Source organism: Nocardia puris, from assembly GCF_036051655.1.
Classification (GTDB): Bacteria; Actinomycetota; Actinomycetes; order Mycobacteriales; family Mycobacteriaceae; genus Nocardia; species Nocardia puris.
In genome coordinates, this window is the sequence record NZ_CP107943.1 from 4291489 (window position 1) to 4306442 (window position 14954).

Consider the following 14954-nt stretch of genomic DNA (forward strand, 5'->3'; position numbering starts at 1 on the left):
CGCCGAGAGGGGCGGCCCGGTGGTCGGGTCCGAATGTGAAGGGGCGGAATCATGTACGAAGCGATGGCGACAGTGGTGGGCACGTTGGTCACCAACCCGGTCACCCGGGATCTGAGCAACGGCGAACGCGTGCTCACGTTCCGGATGGCCAGCAACTCGCGCAGGTTCGATATCGCGACCGGCGACTGGGTCGACAACGGGACCCTGTTCCTCACGGTCACCTGCTGGCGGAGGTTGGTGGGCGGTGTCGACGCTTCCCTGCGGCGCGGCGATCCGGTGCTCGTCTACGGCCAGTTGCGCACGCACGAGTACCGCACGAAGGAGGGGGTCGACCGGCGCGATCTGGAGATGCGCGCCAGCGCGGTGGGGCCCGACCTCACCCGGTGCACCACGGAGGTCCGCAGGCGCGGTGGCGAGCAACCGGCCGGGAACGCCGAGGTCCGGAATAACGGCGGTGTGCTCGGCGCTGCACAACCCGTGCGCGGGGGCGAGGGGGTGGTGGCCGCCGTCGAGGCCACGGGTAGCGTTCCTGTCAGGAGTGTCGCACCGGAAACCGTCAGCGCTTGATCGCACGAGCGCACCTGGGGCGCACCGGTGGTGGCGTGGGCCCGGTCCCGCGATTCGCCGCCACCGGGGGATTCCGACCGAAAACCGCTGTGTAGCTGGACCGATGCTTCGGCCCGGATGCGGCCGCACGGCTCGAGACGATTAGGGTTGACCGCATGGCTGAGTTCATCTACCAAATGAAGAAGGTTCGCAAGGCGCACGGCGACAAAGTCGTGCTGGACGACGTCACCTTGAACTTCCTTCCCGGCGCCAAGATCGGCGTCGTCGGCCCCAACGGCGCCGGTAAATCCAGCGTGCTGAAGATCATGGCCGGACTGGACCAGCCGAACAACGGCGACGCGTTCCTCGCGCCGGGCGCGACGGTCGGCATCCTGCTGCAGGAGCCGCCCCTCAACGAGGAGAAGACGGTCCGCGGCAACGTGGAGGAAGGCCTCGGCGAGATCAAGGTGAAGCTGGATCGCTTCAACGAGATCGCCGAACTCATGGCCACCGACTACTCCGACGAACTGATGGAGGAGATGGGCAAGCTCCAGGAGGATCTGGACCACGCCGACGCGTGGGACATCGACTCCCAGCTGGAGCAGGCCATGGACGCGCTGCGCTGCCCGCCGCCGGACGAGCCGGTCACCAACCTCTCCGGTGGTGAGCGCCGCCGCGTCGCGCTGTGCAAGCTGCTGCTGAGCAAGCCCGATCTGCTGCTGCTCGACGAGCCGACCAACCACCTCGACGCCGAGTCGGTGCTCTGGCTCGAACAGCACCTCGCGCAGTACGCGGGCGCCGTCCTCGCGGTCACCCACGACCGGTACTTCCTGGACAACGTCGCGGGCTGGATCCTCGAGCTCGACCGCGGCCGTGCCATCGGCTACGAGGGCAACTACTCCACCTACCTGGAGAAGAAGGCCGAACGACTGGCGGTCCAGGGAAAGAAGGACCAGAAGCTGCAGAAGCGGCTCAAGGAAGAACTCGCCTGGGTCCGTTCCGGTGCGAAGGCCAGGCAGGCCAAGAACAAGGCACGCCTGGATCGCTACGAGGAGATGGCCGCCGAGGCCGAGAAGACCAGGAAGCTGGACTTCGAGGAGATCCAGATCCCCGCGGGCCCGCGCCTGGGCAGCGTGGTGGTCGAGGTCGAGCATCTGGACAAGGGATTCGGCGATCGCCAGCTCATCAAGGACCTGTCGTTCACCTTGCCGCGCAACGGTATCGTCGGCGTCATCGGTCCCAACGGTGTCGGCAAGACCACGCTGTTCAAGACCATCGTCGGCCTGGAGCAGCCCGACAGCGGCACGGTGCGCGTCGGTGAGACGGTCAAGCTGAGCTACGTCGACCAGAGCCGCGCCGGCATCGACCCGAAAAAGACGGTGTGGCAGGTCGTTTCGGACGGGCTCGACTACATCGAGGTCGGCCAGCAGGAGATGCCCTCGCGCGCGTACGTGAGCGCGTTCGGCTTCAAGGGCCCGGACCAGCAGAAGCCGGCGGGTGTGCTCTCCGGTGGTGAGCGCAACCGCCTGAACCTGGCGCTGACCCTCAAGCAGGGCGGCAACCTGATCCTGCTCGACGAGCCGACCAACGACCTCGACGTGGAGACCCTGGGTTCGCTGGAGAACGCGCTCGAACAGTTCCCCGGCTGCGCCGTGGTCATCTCCCACGACCGCTGGTTCCTCGACCGCACCTGCACCCACATCCTCGCGTGGGAGGGCGACTCGGACAACGAGGCCAAGTGGTTCTGGTTCGAGGGCAACTTCGAGGCGTACGAGGCGAACAAGATCGAGCGCCTCGGCGTCGAGGCGGCCCGCCCGCACCGGGTGACGCACCGCAAGCTCACCCGCGACTGAGTATCCGCCGCAGCGGGGCGACGCTCCGCCGCGGTGCGCTTCTCCACGGTGACCGGCCGGAAAGACCCTCGATCGTCGGTAGCGATCGGGCGAATTCCGGCCGGTGGCCGCTCCCCCGGGCTCCGGCGGAGCAAACCCTCCGGGATTATTTCCGATCGGTGGCGATTCCGACGCGCGTGACCCGCACCGAGCACTAGGGTGGACTGCGTGCATGCGCAGGCGCAGTCGGGTCATCGGGTCCTTCCCGCCGCGACCGCCCCTGGGTGATGTCGTGGGTCCGATCGGGTGCTGTGCCTAGGCGGTCGGGCGTCCACACCGCACAGCTACTCTCGGACCGGCGTCACTTTGTTCCGGAACCGAAATCCGAGGGAGTTGGCGAAAAAATGACGGTCTCGTCCGAGTTGTCCGGTGCGGCGTGGGCCGCGGGTATGCCGCAATCGCTGCGCGCTGATCTCGCGGCGCTCGAGGAGGCGTACTTCCGCCACGTCGACGCGGGCGATGTGGACTGTGCGATCACGGGCATCACCCAGATCTTCCGCCGCCACCTGCACCTGGCGATGGCGCGCAGGCCCGAGCGCGCGCTGGTGCGCGTCTACCACCCCGACGACGGGTCGGGACTGGGCGCGGCGGTGCAGGTGGTCACCGACGATATGCCGCTGCTGGTCGAATCCATCACCTCCTCGCTGAGCAGGCTGGGCGTGAGCGTCAGCGAGGTGATCCACCCGATCTTCGAGGTGGAGCGCGACGCGGAAGGCCACCTGCTCGACGCCGCCCCGCACGAGGTGGACGGCAACGGCGCCACCGGCCTGCGCGAATCCTGGATGCACCTGCAACTGCACCCCGCGACGAGTCGCGCCGTCCTGGATCGCATCGAGAAGTCCATGCCCGACGTCATCGACGACGTGCGCCAGGTCATCGGGGACACCGAGGCCATCCGCGACGTCCAGAGCGCGCTGGCCGACGAGTTGGAGAATGCCGCCGCCCGGCCGACCGCGCCGTTCGACGCGACCGATCTGGTCGACTGCGCGAACCTGCTGCGCTGGCTCGCCGAGGGCAATTTCACCGTGCTCGGCTACGCCCGCTACCGCCTCGGCGTCGAGGGTGAGCAGACCACCTCGAGCCCGGTGCCCGGCACCTGCCTCGGCGTGCTGCGTCCCGATGTCGGCACCGATTTCCGCGTCCCGATCAACGGCGGCGACCGGCCGCTGCTCATGCTCACCCAGGGTCTGGTGCCCGCCACCGTGCACCGGTCGGTGTACCCGTACTTCATCGGCGTCGCCGATTTCGACGAGCGGGGCGAGATTCGGGGCGAGCACCTGTTCATCGGGGTATTCACGGTGACCGCGGTGCACGAGAACGTGCTCGACATCCCGGTGATCGGGCGGCGGGTGCGCTCGGTGATCGAGGAGAACGGCTTCGACCTGGACTCCTTCTCCGGTCAGGCGATGCTCGAGGTAATCCAGTCCTTCCCGCGCACCGAACTGTTCTCCTCCGACACCGAGACCATGCGCCGCACCGCCGCCGCGGTGCTGAACGTGAGCCTGCGCAGGCAGGTGCGGCTGTTCATGCGCTCGGACTCCTACGGCCGCTTCGTCGCCTGCATGGTGTACCTGCCGCGCGACCGCTACACCACCCGGGTCCGGCTCGAGATGCAGGAGATCCTGGTCCGCGAACTGGGCGGCGTCTCCATCGACTACTCCGCGCGGGTGAGCGAAAGTGAGCTCGCCAGCGTGTATTTCACGGTCCGGCTAGCCGACGAGGGTTCCCCGGTCCCGCGTGACGCCGATCAGGTGGCCGACACCTCCGAGGTCAACCGCCTGCGCATCCAGGGCCTGCTGAACGAGGCCAGCCACACCTGGGACGACCGCCTCGGTGACGCGGTGAGCAACTCCACGGTGCTCGATCCGGCCGTGGTGCAGCGCTACGCCGGCGCCTTCCCCGAGGCGTACAAGCAGGACTTCAGCGCGGCTCGCGCCCTCGGCGACATCGGCAGGTTGGAGCGGCTGTCCGAAGGCGTCATCGATCAGCACCTGTACCGCAGCGCCGACGCCGCACCCGGCGCCTGGCGCTTCACCCTCTACATCGGGGGCACCGGCGTCTCCCTGAGCCAGGTGCTGCCCGTGCTGCAGAGCCTCGGCGTGGAAGTGCTCGACGAGCGGCCGTACCGGGTGCGCCCGGACGGCGCCGACGCCGACGGCGAGCGCTGGATCTACGACTTCGGCCTGCTGGCTCGGCCCGAACTGCTGCGCAGCGCACTGGATTCGGATCTGGACGCCGAACTGCTCGAGCCGCCCGCCCGCGCCGAGGCGCTGGAGGACGAGGTGGCCGGTCTGCGCGAGCGGTTCACCGAGGCGTTCGAAGCGGTCTGGTACGGCCGTGCCGAGGCCGACGGGCTCAACGAACTGGTGTTGCGCGCACGGCTGTCGTGGCGGTCGGTGTCGATCCTGCGCACGTACGCGAAATATTTGCAGCAGGCCGGTTTTCCGTACAGCCAGGCCAATATCGCCAGGGTGCTGCTCACCTACCCCGACGTGGCGCGGCTGTTCGTGGACCTGTTCGCCGCGCGGTTCGATCCCGACACCGTATCGGCCGACCACGCCGCCGATCTGGAGACCCAGCTGCGCGCCCGCATCGACCAGGTGGTGAGCCTGGACGCCGACCGCATCCTGCGCGCCATCCTCGGGTTGATCAAGGCGACATTGCGCACCAACTACTACGTCACCGACGCCGAGGGCCGCTCGCGCGATTTCGTCGCCATGAAGGTGGAGCCGCGCGAGATCGCCGAATTGCCCAAGCCCAAACCGCAATTCGAGATCTTCGTGTACTCGCCGCGGGTGGAGGGCGTGCACCTGCGGTTCGGGCCGGTGGCGCGCGGCGGCCTGAGATGGTCGGACCGGCTGGAGGACTTCCGCACGGAGATTCTCGGCCTGGTGAAGGCGCAGGCGGTGAAGAACGCGGTGATCGTGCCCGTCGGCGCCAAGGGTGGCTTCGTGGTCAAGCAGCCGCCCACGCCCACCGGCGACCCGGTGGCCGACCGGCAGGCGCTGGGGGCGGAGGGCGTCGAATGCTACCGCACCTTCATCTCCGGCTTGCTCGATCTCACCGACAACGTCGACCTGACCACCGGCGCGGTGCTGCCGCCCGCGCGGGTGATCCGGCGCGACGGTGACGACACCTACCTGGTGGTCGCCGCCGACAAGGGCACCGCCACGTTCTCCGATATCGCCAACGACGTCGCGCTGAGCTACGGCTTCTGGCTGGGCGACGCCTTCGCCTCCGGCGGGTCGGCAGGCTACGACCACAAGGCCATGGGCATCACGGCGCGCGGCGCGTGGGAGAGCGTCAAACGGCACTTCCGCGAGATGGATATCGACACCCAGACCGAGGATTTCACCGTCGTCGGCATCGGTGACATGAGCGGCGACGTGTTCGGCAACGGGATGCTGCTCTCCGAGCACATCCGGCTGGTCGCCGCCTTCGACCACCGCCACATCTTCCTCGACCCGAATCCCGATGCCGCGAGTTCCTACGCGGAGCGGCGCCGGATGTTCGAACTGCCGCGCTCCTCCTGGGCCGACTACGACACCTCGCTGATCAGCGCGGGCGGCGGTGTGTGGGATCGCACGGTGAAGTCGGTGCCCATCAGCCCGCAGGCGCGGGTGGCGCTGGGCCTGCCCGACGACGTCGAATCGCTCTCCCCGCCGGAACTGGTGCGTGCCATCCTGCTCTCGCCCGCGCAGTTGCTGTGGAACGGCGGCATCGGCACCTACATCAAGGCGAGCACCGAATCCAACGCCGAGGTGGGCGACAAGTCCAACGACGCGGTGCGCGTCAACGGCAACGAGTTGCGGGTGCGGGTGATCGGCGAGGGCGGCAACCTCGGCGCGACCGCGCTGGGCCGCATCGAGTTCTGCCGCAACGGCGGCAAGATGAACACCGACGCGCTGGACAACTCCGCGGGCGTCGACTGCTCCGACCACGAGGTCAATATCAAGGTCCTGCTCGACGGCGTGGTGAGCTCCGGCGCGCTGCCGGAGGCCGAACGCAACCCGCTGCTCGCCTCGATGACCGACGAGGTCGCCGATATGGTGTTGCAGGACAACGTGTCCCAGAACTTCCTGATGGGCATCGCGCGCTTCGAGGCGCCGCGCATGATGAACGTCAACATGCGGCTCATCGCCGATCTCGAACAGCGGCGCGGGCTCGACCGCGAGCTGGAGGCGCTGCCCTCGGACGCCGAGATGAAGCGCCGCCACGAGGACGGTGTGGGGCTGGTCTCGCCGGAACTGGCGAATCTGCTCGCGCACGTGAAGCTTTCGCTGAAGGCCGATCTGCTCGAGTCCGACCTGCCCGATATGACCTACTTCGCGGCACGGCTGCCGGAGTACTTCCCGACGCCGCTGCGGGAGCGGTTCGGCGCGGCCATCAAGAAGCACCGGCTGCGCCGCGAGATCGTCACCACCATGATCGTCAACGAGATGGTCGATTACGGCGGCATCACCTACGCGTTCCGGCTCAACGAGGAAGTGGGCGCCACCACCACCGACGCCGTGCGCGCCTTCGCCGCGGCCGCCGGGATCTTCGACCTGCACACGGTCTGGGCGCGCATCCGCGCGGCCGATGTGCCGATCTCGGTGCGCGACGAACTCGAGCTCGAGACCAAACGCATCCTCGACCGCGCTTCCCGGTGGCTGCTGAGCAACCGCCCGCAGCCCATCGCGGCGGGCGCGGAGGTGAACCGCTACACCAGGGGCGTGCGGGAGCTGGCCTCGAAGGTGCCGGAGTGGTTGCGCGGTCACCACGTGGCCACGCTCACCGACCAGTCCGCCGAACTCATCGCGCGCGGTGCGCCCACCGACCTCGCGACCGAGGTGTTCGGCCTGCTCAACCTGTTCCCGCTGCTGGACGTGATCGACATCGCCGACATCACCGAGCGCGACGGCGAGGAGGTGGGCGCGCTGTACTACGCGCTCAACGAGCACCTCAAGATCGACTGGTTGCTCCAGGCGGTGAGCCACCTCGAACGCGGCGACCGTTGGCACGCGCTGGCCCGGCTGGCCCTGCGCGACGACATGTACGGGTCGCTGCGCTCGCTCACCCTCGACGTGCTGTCCGGCGGTGAACCCGAGGAGACCGCCGACGAGAAGATCGCGTACTGGGAGTCGAAGAACCAGTCCCGGCTGGGTCGCGCGCGGGCCGCGCTGTCGGAGCTGTTCGAATCGGGCGCGCACGATCTGGCGACGCTCTCGGTGGCGGCGCGACAGGTGCGCAGCATGGTCAGCGGCGTCGGCGCGCAGTCGGAGGTGCCGAGGTAGGAACCGCGGGCGGGTGCCGCCGGTCGGTGCCCGCCCGACCTCGGGTTTCTCGGCGGGTCTCGCCCCCGGCGCGACCGGGCGGGCCCGGCTTGCGATACTGGACGCTCAGGATCGGCTCGATCCGAGCGATGCGGCCCGGATCTGAATGTCGAGAATCGGAGTCTGTCGCACCCGCGATCTCGCCTCGTCGCCTGTTGCGGAGTCGCAGCGTGGGAGTCTGGCGAGTGGCCGGGTGCCCACCGGAGGTACCACTGTGACGAGCACGTTGAACGGAAACGGGCAGGCGCACACCGATACGGTCCTGCTGCCCAGGCGATTCCACACCCAGGTGGAGATCCGCTGGTCGGATATGGACGTGTTCCAGCACGTCAACCACGCCCGCATGGTGACCCTGCTGGAGGAGGCGCGCATCCCGTGGCTGTTCGAGGGTGACCGCCCGACGTCGGCCCTCGGCAAGGGGTGTGTGCTCACCGACCTGCACGTGCGCTACCGCGCGCAGCTGCGGCACGAGGACACCCCGCTCGATATCGCCATGTGGGTGCAGCGGTTGCGGGCGGTCGATTTCACCGTGGGCTACGAGGTCCGCCCGAACGGCGCCGCCCCCGACTCGCCGCCCGCCGTGATCGCCTCCACGCAGCTGGCGGCCTTCGACATCGAGACCCAGCGCCTGCGCCGGTTCACCCCGGAGGAGCGCGACTATCTCGCGCAGTGGCTCGACAAGTGACGACGGCGCGGTCGTGATCGGGGAGCAGCGGGTGCTGCACGTCGCCGACCCCGCCGAGCGCGAGAACCTGGCCACCTTCCTGAGCCGGGCGGTGCGGCTGGACCCGGCCGCCGTGATCCGGTTGCGCCGCCGCGGTGAGCGCTTCGTGTCCGGGTGGGTGGCAACGGGTTTCGAGGCGCTGGCGGTGCGCACGGTGGTCGCCGAACTGGGCGTGGACGACGTCACCGTCGGCGCGGACCTGGTGCTGGCCGGGCTCGGCACCGGCAGCCCGATCGACCTCGGCTACTCGATGGACTCCGCGTGGCGCGGGGCGCTGCCGCCCGCCGACGGGTTCGTCCACGTGGACGACGTGCCCGCCCGCACCTTGGTCGAATTGGCCGAGCGCGGAGCGCAATTGGCGAAGGAGCACGGCAGCCAGCACGGCCCGCCCGCCTCCCTGCTCGACCAGACCGTGCTCACGGTGTCGGCCGACGACACCGAGGTGCGGGTGCCGATGCGCGTCGTCTTCGCCCTCACCGCCATGGATTTCATCCCGCACTCGGGGGACAAGGCCGAGGCCCGCCGCATCCCGCCCACCGAGATCGTCCGCGTGCGCGCCACCGCCACCTGGCTGCGCATCGACGCCCGCTACGGGTCCGTCGCGCGCCGCCGCTCGGGCAGTATCCCGTTGCTGCCCAACTGATTCGCGCGGAGCACGCATCAGGTCGTCCGGTTCTGCGCGCCGGGCTACGGCACCCCGGCCAACCGCAGCAAAGCCGTTGTCGCTGCCGCTGCCAGCACCACCACCAGCAGCGGGCTGCGCCGCCACGCGAGCACACCGCCCACGGCGACCCCGGCGGGCAGCGCGGCACCCAGATGACCTGTGCCGAACGGCAATGTCGTGACCGCGACCAGTGCGGCCAGCAACACCACCGCGCCGATCTCGAGCAACTGCCGCGCGCGTTCGGGGAACCGGATGCGGTCGCGCAGGGCGGGTCCGGCCCACCGGAACGCGTAGGTGCCGACGGCCAGGCTGAGAACTCCGGCGACGAGCATCATCGATCCTCACCCCGGCCCGTGCCGTCGGCAGCGCATGTGCGATCTGCCGGCGACGCGCACTCACCCGGGGTGGCGTTCCGTTCCGCACCGGCTCGCTCCGACCGCCGTAATCGCAAGGCGGCGAACAACACCCCCGACAGCGCCAGCAACACCGGCATCCCCGCGGGCAGGAACGGCGCGCTCAGCACCGCGACTCCCGCGCCCACCGCCACGGCGCCGAACGTCGTCCGGTCGCGCAGCGCCGGGATCACCAGGGCGAGCAGGACCGCCGGGAAGACGGCATCCAAACCGAACGCGGCGGTATCGGGCACCACGGTGCCGATCAGCGCGCCCAGCACGGCACCCGTCGGCCAGGCCAGCAGCACGCCGAGGCCGCAGGCCCAGTACACCGCGCGCTTGCGGGCGGGCTCGGATTCGGCGAGCGCCATCGCGACGGCCTCGTCGTTCATGACGTGCACGCCGATCAGCCGCCGCCAGCCGGTGCCCACCACGTCGGGCACCGACAATCCGTAGGGCAGGTGCCTGGCGTTGACCAGCAAGCCCGCCAGCACCGCGGCGATCGGACTGCCGCCCGCCGCGACGATGCCGAGGAACAGGAATTCGGCGCCGCCGGCCAGCACGACGGTACTCAACAGCACCGGCAGCCACACCGGGAAGCCCGACGCGACGGCGGTGGTCCCGTAGGACACGCCGATCACGCCGACCGCCAGGCAGACCGCCGCGATGCCGGTGAACGTCTCCCGATCCAGTGTTCGCCATATCGAACGCATGTTGTTTATAGTGAACATGGCGGGCGGGTAAGTCAATGTGGTTCGCTGTGGGGCGGTTCACGGCGCACGACGGGAGCGGAGATGACGCGAGAGGACACCACGGCGGCGACACCGCAGGCGGCCATCGCGGCCTCGTTGCGCCGCGAGCGGGCCAGGGCCGGGCTCTCGCTGAGCGAGGTCGCCGGGCGCGCGGGCATCGCGAAATCGACGCTGTCCCAACTGGAATCGGGCAGCGGAAACCCCAGCCTGGAAACCCTGTGGGCGCTGTGCGTCGCGCTGGACATGCCGTTCTCGAGCCTGCTGGAACCGCCGCGCCCCACGGTCCAGATCATCCGCGCCGGCGAGGGGCCGGTGGTGGCGGCCGAGCGCGCGGAGTACCAGGCCACGCTGCTGGCGGCCGGTCCGGCGAACACGCGCCGCGATCTGTTCCGCATCACCGCCGAACCCGGTCACGCGCGCGAATCCGATCCGCACATCCCCGGCGTGATCGAACACGTCCTGCTCGGTGCGGGCCGCGCCCTGGTGGGCCCGACCGGTGCCCCAGCCGAACTGAGCCCCGGCGACTACATCGCCTACCCCGGCGACGCGCCCCACGTCTTCGAAGCGCTGGAGCCCGGCACCTGGGCGACGCTGGTCATCGAATACACGTAGGCCGCCGTCTCGAAGCCCGTCCGGCATCGTGCATCGGATCGCCGAGGATCAGGCCGCGCCCTCGCCCAGATACTGCAACCACACCGGGTCGAGTTCGGCGGTGGTGGAGAGCAGCCGCCAGTGCGGGCCCTTGGGGGAGACGAGCGGGGCGCGCAACGTCCAGCCGAGTTCGCTGAGCAGTTTGTCGGCCTTGCGGTGGTTGCACGGCGCGCAGCTGGCCACGCAGTTCTCCCAGGAGTGCTCGCCGCCGCGGCTGCGCGGGATCACGTGGTCGATGGTCTCGGCCTTGCCGCCGCAGTAGCCGCAGCGGTAGCGGTCGCGATGCATGAGGGCGGCCCTGGTCATCGGGACGCGGGCGCGGTAGGGGACGCGGACGTAGGTGCGCAGCCGGATGACGGAGGGCAGGGCCACCTCGGCGCCCGCAGAGTGCACGACCGGGCCTTCGGGATTGTGGTGGACGGCGTCGGCCTTGTCGCAGATGAGCAGAACGACGGCGCGCCGTGCGGACAGTGCGGTGAGCGGCTCGTAGGTGGCGTTGAGAAGCAGCACCCGGCGCTTCGACCAGCTGGTGGATTCGGTGCGGACCGGCGTGAGGTGGTGGCCGTGGTCGGCACGGGATCGATCGTCACCGGAGCGGTGTGACCCCGGATAATTGTCGGACACGATGTGCAGCGGAGTAGCCCCCGACCCACGATTGTGGACGTCGGCGGGCTTCAGTTGTCGGTGAGTCCTGGCCTCGTGTGGACGGCCGTGCCGCTGCTTCATGGGTGACCCCGATTTCGTCCGGTTCAAGATCATGTGCTATCTCTCGGCGAGACTGCCACCAATATGACCATGGAACTCGGCCATTTGCACGGTGATTTCGCACAATGTTGGGTTAACTGCCGCTGAAGTGCCGCCGCTCCGCTATCCGTGTCGGCCGCGCGCTGCCCGCCCGCCGGGGTGCGGGCACAATGGAGTGGGCGCTATCCACGATCGAGAGGACCTGATGACTTCGGGCGAGCAGACGGCGACGTCGTTCTACCAGGCGGTCGGCGGTGCGGACACGTTCCGGCGGATCGTGGCGGCGTTCTACCGCGAAGTGGCCGCCGACGAGGTGCTGCGCCCGCTCTACCCCGAGGAGGACCTCGGTCCGGCCGAGCGCAGGCTGCGGATGTTCCTCGAGCAGTACTGGGGCGGCCCGCGCACCTACTCCGACGAGCGCGGGCATCCGCGCCTGCGGATGCGGCACATGCCGTTCACGATCGGGCCGATCGAGCGGGACGCGTGGCTGCGCTGTATGCGCATCGCCATCGCCGAGATCGAACCCGACATGCTCGACGACGCGCACCGCAAACAGCTGCTCGACTACATGGAGATGGCCGCGTATTCGCTGGTGAACTCGCCGATGTGAAATCCTCGGGCGGTTCCGGTCGGCGACGCCGCGACGTTACGATTCGCTGAAGAGTTGCCAGATTGTGGGAAACCGGCCTCGCCGAGAGGAATACGTCGGCGGTCTTTGGCACTATAGCGGCGTGACAGCAACACCTGACGAGTCCGCGCCCGAGTCGCGCGACGACCGACCGTGGTGGCGATCCGCCGTCTTCTACCAGGTGTATCCGCGCTCGTTCGCCGATTCGAACGGCGACGGCGTCGGTGATCTGGGCGGGCTACGCGAGCGGCTGGGTTATCTGGAACTCCTCGGCGTCGACGCGCTGTGGATCTGCCCGGTGATGCGCTCGCCCATGGCCGACGGTGGTTACGACGTCTCCGATCCGCGCGATATCGACCCGCTCTTCGGCGGCCTGGCGGCGATGGAGGCCCTGATCGCCGAGGCGCACGACCGCGGCATCAAGGTCACCATGGACCTGGTGCCGAACCACACCAGCGACGCCCACCCCTGGTTCACCGCGGCGCTGGCCGCCGCGCCGGGCAGTCCCGAACGCGCCCGCTACCTCTTCCGCGACGGTCGCGGGCCCGACGGCGCCGAACCTCCGAACAACTGGCCGAGCATCTTCGGCGGGCCCGCCTGGACCAGGATCACCGAACCCGACGGCACGCCCGGCCAGTGGTACCTGCACATCTTCGCGCCCGAACAGCCCGACCTGAACTGGGAGAACCCCGAGGTCGTCGCCGATTTCGAGCAGACGCTGCGCTTCTGGCTGGACCGCGGTGTCGACGGTTTCCGCATCGACGTCGCCCACGGCATGGCCAAACCGGAAGGCCTGCCGGACATGCGCGAGGTCTCCACCAAGATGCTGATCCACGACGATGACGACCCGCGTTTCAACAACCCCGGCGTGCACGAGATCCACCGCCGCATCCGCAAGGTGGTCGGCGAGTACCCGCACGCGGTGACCATCGGCGAGGTGTGGGTGGACGACAACACCCGCTTCGGCGAATACGTCCGCCCCGACGAACTGCACCTGGCCTTCAACTTCCGGCTCGCCGAGGCCGAGTTCACCGCCGAGTCCGTGCGCGACGCCATCGAGAACTCGCTCGCCGCCGTCGAACCGGTCGGCGCGTCGCCCACCTGGACGCTGTCCAACCACGACATCGCCCGCGAGGTCACCCGCTACGGCGGCGGGGAGCGCGGTGTCGCCCGCGCCAGGGCGATGGTCCTGGTGGAGTTGGCGCTGCCGGGCTCGGTGTTCCTCTACAACGGCGCCGAACTGGGCCTGCCGAACGTCGACGACCTGCCCGAGGACGTGCTCCAGGACCCGGTGTGGGAGCGGTCGGGTCACACCGACCGCGGCCGCGACGGCTGCCGGGTACCGATCCCGTGGGAGGGCGACCGGCCGCCGTTCGGGTTCACCGAGGGCGAGACATCGTGGTTGCCGATCCCGCCGGACTGGTCCGGGCTCACCGTGGAGGCGCAGCTCGAACAGCTCGGCTCCACGCTCTCGCTGTACCGGATGGCGATCGAATTGCGCGGTCGGCGCGAGGAGTTCGCCGGTTCGCGGGTCGAGTGGTACGGCAGCCCCGAGGGGTGCCTGGCGTTCCGGCGGCCGGGCGGGCTGACCTGCGTGCTCAACGCGGGCAGCCGGCCGATCGCCCTGCCGCCAGGCGAACCGCTGCTGGTCAGCGCGCCGTTGGCCGACGGGAAGCTGCCGCCGGACGCCGCCGCCTGGTTGGTGTGAGGGCGGTAGGGGCCCGAGTCAGCCGGCGCTCGCGAGGAACTGCTCCACGGCAGTCGCCCAGGCTTCGGGCTGTTCGGCCGCTATCGCGTGTCCGCCGTCGAGGGTGATCCTGCGCGCCGCGGGGATGGTGGCGAGTTCCTCGGTGTGCGCCGCCGACACCACGCGGTCGTCGCGCGCGTCGATGATCAGCGTCGGGAGGGAGAGCGCGGGCAGGTCGGCGCGCACGTCGATCTCGGTGAGGAGCCGGAGTTGGTCGTCGGCGCCGGCGGGCAGCGCGGGGGCGATGCTGTCGACCAGGTCGGTGAGGTCCCGTTCGGTGCGCCGATCCAGCCATTCGGCGCTCCACCCGAGCAGCACCAGGTAGGCGGCGAGCGCGCGGCGATCCGTGGCGGCCAGCTCCCGCCAGGTGCGCACCAGCAGGCGCAGGCGCGGGTTGGCCTTGGCGAACCCGGCCGACAGGACGAGCGCCGTGGCCTCGGCCGGGTGGCGGGCCGCGACGCGGATCGCGACCGGTGAGCCCGTCGAGAATCCGAGGAGGGCGAAGCGTTCGTGTGCGGCCGCGTGCGCGAAATCGACCAAGGCGTCGGCGAGTTCGTCCGGGTCCAGTGGGGCGTTCGCGCGGGGCGTGGCGCCCGAGCCCGGGAAGTCCGGGGCCGGCACGGTGTGGTGGGCGGCGAGGCTGTCGAGGATCGGGCCGAAACTGTCGTCGATATCGCTGCTCGCGCCGTGGGCGAGCAGCAGGGCGGGGCAGGCGCCGAGGACGCGGCCGGTGAGCGCGGGAAGGGGCATGTCGGCGACAGTAGGCCTTGACATCGGTGTGAAGGTCGAACGCGGGCGGCCTGGCCGAACGGTGAAACGCCTTGTCCCGCTGGCCGAAAGCCACGGCGACCGAAGGCTGCGATCCGCCGGCTCGGCCGTCCTGACACTCGCGACACGGT

General features: G+C 69.7%; 12 protein-coding genes. 8 read left to right on the top strand and 4 right to left on the bottom strand.

From position 1 onward, the window contains the following. The first annotated feature begins 51 nt into the window (after nt 1-51). The 5 genes from ssb to OHB21_RS19815 all read left to right on the top strand — a co-directional run bounded on the left by ssb (nt 52) and on the right by OHB21_RS19815 (nt 9120). Nucleotides 52-567: a single-stranded DNA-binding protein gene (gene ssb / locus OHB21_RS19795; protein ID WP_195125813.1), complete on the top strand. Its 516-nt coding sequence runs from the start codon at nt 52-54 to the stop codon at nt 565-567. Between the two features lie 155 nt (nt 568-722). Then, nucleotides 723-2399, top strand: a complete 1677-nt coding sequence (gene ettA, locus OHB21_RS19800; RefSeq protein WP_067511549.1) for an energy-dependent translational throttle protein EttA — start codon at nt 723-725, stop codon at nt 2397-2399. Between the two features lie 383 nt (nt 2400-2782). Next, complete coding sequence (locus OHB21_RS19805; RefSeq protein WP_067511548.1) at nt 2783-7714, top strand: NAD-glutamate dehydrogenase; 4932 nt, start codon at nt 2783-2785, stop codon at nt 7712-7714. A 265-nt stretch (nt 7715-7979) separates the two neighbouring features. Continuing rightward, entirely contained in the window at nt 7980-8438 is a 459-nt protein-coding gene (locus tag OHB21_RS19810) for an acyl-CoA thioesterase (RefSeq protein WP_067511565.1), read from the top strand. Nucleotides 8439-8451: 13 nt separating this feature from the next. After that, nucleotides 8452-9120 carry a hypothetical protein gene (locus tag OHB21_RS19815; protein WP_232331834.1) on the top strand — a complete coding sequence of 223 codons (669 nt, stop codon included), beginning with the start codon at nt 8452-8454 and terminating at the stop codon, nt 9118-9120. A gap of 44 nt (nt 9121-9164) precedes the next feature. Here OHB21_RS19815 and OHB21_RS19820 read toward each other — a convergent pair whose 3' ends face one another. Both OHB21_RS19820 and OHB21_RS19825 read right to left on the bottom strand, forming a co-directional pair. Further along, complete coding sequence (locus tag OHB21_RS19820; RefSeq protein WP_067511547.1) at nt 9165-9476, bottom strand: AzlD domain-containing protein; 312 nt, start codon at nt 9474-9476, stop codon at nt 9165-9167. Then, the gene (locus OHB21_RS19825; protein ID WP_067511546.1) at nt 9473-10246 is read right to left on the bottom strand and encodes an AzlC family ABC transporter permease; all 774 of its coding nucleotides are present in this window, start codon (nt 10244-10246) and stop codon (nt 9473-9475) included. Before OHB21_RS19825 ends, OHB21_RS19820 begins: the two co-directional genes overlap by 4 nt. Before the next feature lie 81 nt (nt 10247-10327). Here OHB21_RS19825 and OHB21_RS19830 point away from each other — a divergent pair, with 81 nt between their 5' ends. Beyond that, nucleotides 10328-10897, top strand: coding sequence for a helix-turn-helix domain-containing protein (locus OHB21_RS19830; protein WP_067511545.1), 570 nt, complete (start codon nt 10328-10330; stop codon nt 10895-10897). Between the two features lie 48 nt (nt 10898-10945). On the opposite strand, the gene OHB21_RS19835 is transcribed toward OHB21_RS19830, so the two are convergent. After that, nucleotides 10946-11560 (bottom strand): HNH endonuclease, encoded by a 615-nt coding sequence (locus OHB21_RS19835; RefSeq protein WP_407674981.1) that lies wholly within the window; start codon nt 11558-11560, stop codon nt 10946-10948. A 325-nt stretch (nt 11561-11885) separates the two neighbouring features. Between OHB21_RS19835 and OHB21_RS19840 the strand changes: the two genes are divergently transcribed. Both OHB21_RS19840 and OHB21_RS19845 read left to right on the top strand, forming a co-directional pair. After that, entirely contained in the window at nt 11886-12290 is a 405-nt protein-coding gene (locus OHB21_RS19840; protein WP_067511544.1) for a globin, read from the top strand. 121 nt (nt 12291-12411) lie between these two features. Further along, nucleotides 12412-14016 (top strand): glycoside hydrolase family 13 protein, encoded by a 1605-nt coding sequence (locus OHB21_RS19845; RefSeq protein WP_067511543.1) that lies wholly within the window; start codon nt 12412-12414, stop codon nt 14014-14016. A gap of 18 nt (nt 14017-14034) precedes the next feature. On the opposite strand, the gene OHB21_RS19850 is transcribed toward OHB21_RS19845, so the two are convergent. Further along, a complete protein-coding gene (locus OHB21_RS19850; protein ID WP_084537940.1) occupies nt 14035-14805 on the bottom strand; it encodes an alpha/beta fold hydrolase in 771 nt (256 codons plus the stop codon). Nucleotides 14806-14954: the final 149 nt, after the last annotated feature.